The organism is Aliterella sp. E5.1 (assembly GCF_057473825.1).
Genome location: NZ_JBYCCV010000420.1, coordinates 1 through 1286, shown reverse-complemented (window position 1 = coordinate 1286; position 1286 = coordinate 1). Strand labels below are relative to the sequence as shown.

2 protein-coding genes are annotated in these 1286 nt (G+C 42.8%); both read right to left on the bottom strand.

Annotation, left to right across the window (positions count from 1 at the left end; translation table 11 throughout):
- Positions 1–723: phosphonate ABC transporter, permease protein PhnE (phnE, locus tag AC2VE5_RS27830; protein ID WP_486890748.1), on the bottom strand; the 723-nt coding region annotated here is incomplete at its 3' end.
- Between the two features lie 2 nt (positions 724–725).
- A partial coding sequence (phnE, locus tag AC2VE5_RS27825) for a phosphonate ABC transporter, permease protein PhnE (RefSeq protein WP_486890747.1) occupies positions 726–1286 on the bottom strand: 561 nt, incomplete at its 5' end.

The following is a 1286-nucleotide window of genomic DNA, read 5'->3' as shown; positions in this document are numbered from 1 at the left end:
AATTAAACTCGCCGATTGATTGTATTCAAACAGACGCAACTTAGCACTGAGTTCTACGCCAATACCCCCAGCACCAACTAAACCTAAAACTGTCGCAACTCGCACATTGCGATCGAAGATGTAAAGGGTATAACCAATGGCTTCTTGGATAATTGACGGCCAAGCAGCGTACATGACGATTTGCAGTAAACTAGCCCCTGTGGCAGCAACTCCCTCATAAACCCCTGCCTCAACTCGTTCCATACTTTCAGCAAAAAATTTACCGAGAAACCCTGTTGTATGTAACCCTAACGCTAATAATCCAGGTAAAGGACCTAAACCCAACGCAGATACAAAAATTAGAGCTAGAACGAGATCGGGCATGGTTCGCAGAAAGTTAAGCAGTTCTCTGGTAGCTTGATAAATTAGGGGATGGGGAGACAGATTTTTGCTTGCCAAAGGCGCAAGGATAAAACTCATAGTCAAAGATAAAACCGTTCCCCACAAAGCGATCGCCACTGTTACTCCCATTAGTCCTAAATAGCGACCAACTTCACTAAAATCGGGGGTGGTATAACGACTAAGGTATTCGATAATATTCCCTAAACCCCAGAGTAAATCGGGCAGTGATAGTTGCAAATAAACAATAGCTAAAACAGTTATGAGTAAGAGTAAACTGAAGCTCAGGGGCAACCAGTTAAATGGTCTAGGCGGCAATTTTGGAAGTTGATGTAATTGATTCATAACTAAATTACCCGCGATCGCAACTGGTTAGATAATCGGTCTAAAATTGTCACTGCCAAATAAATCCCTAGAATAAGCAGAATGAGCCGACTGTAGTTAAACAAACGAATTGACATAATTAATTCATAACCAATTCCCCCAGCACCCACTAATCCCAGCACCGTTGCCGAACGCACATTGTTATCCAAAATATAGAGGGTTGTCCCAATCAGATCGGGAAAAGCTTGAGGTAATAGGGCAAAATTAATCCACTGTAACCATCCCGCACCTGTCGCCTTGACTCCTTCAATAGCTTTTTCATCCACAACTTCCAAACTTTCGGCAAAAAACTTTGCCATAAAACCAGTGGTAACAAAAGTAAGAGCCATGATGCCCGGCAAAGGACCTAAACCTAGGGCAGATACAAACACCAATGCCCAAACCATTTCTGGCAAAGCTCGCATCAAACTAAGTAAATTGCGGCTAATGTGAAAGATAATTGCATGGGGACTACTATTGCGAGCAGCAATAACCCCTAAAGGTAGACTCAGAGCCAGAGAAAAAACTGTACTCAGGAAGCCCAT